Raw genomic sequence first — 467 nt, 5'->3', positions numbered from 1 at the left:
GGGGCCTCGATCGCGAGCTTCACGATCTGCGCACCGGTCGCCTCGTCGCCCTCGAGCACGAGGGTCTCGAACGCCTTGGCACCGGCCTGGATGAGTGCGACGCCACCACCGGCGACGATGCCCTCCTCGACGGCCGCCTTCGCGTTGCGCACGGCGTCCTCGATGCGGTGCTTGCGCTCCTTGAGCTCGACCTCGGTCGCCGCGCCCGCCTTGATGACGGCGACGCCGCCCGCGAGCTTGGCGAGGCGCTCCTGGAGCTTCTCGCGGTCGTAGTCGGAGTCCGAGTTCTCGATCTCGGCGCGGATCTGGTTGACGCGGCCCTGGATCTGGCCGGCGTCGCCGCCACCCTCGACGATCGTGGTCTCGTCCTTGGTCACGACGACCTTGCGCGCCGTGCCGAGCACCTCGAGGCCGACCTGGTCCAGCTTGGGGCCGACGGTCTCGGAGACGACCTGGCCACCGGTGAG

1 protein-coding gene is annotated in these 467 nt (G+C 70.7%); it reads right to left on the bottom strand.

Annotated features, from left to right (window positions below; genetic code table 11):
• The coding region (locus G3I71_RS47160; protein ID WP_275409445.1) for a TCP-1/cpn60 chaperonin family protein at nucleotides 1-467 on the bottom strand (467 nt) is incomplete at both ends.

The organism is Streptomyces sp. SID12501 (assembly GCF_010550245.1).
Taxonomy (GTDB): domain Bacteria; phylum Actinomycetota; class Actinomycetes; order Streptomycetales; family Streptomycetaceae; genus Streptomyces.
Note: the sequence above shows the minus strand (reverse complement) of the source record. Positions and strands in the feature narration are given on the sequence as shown.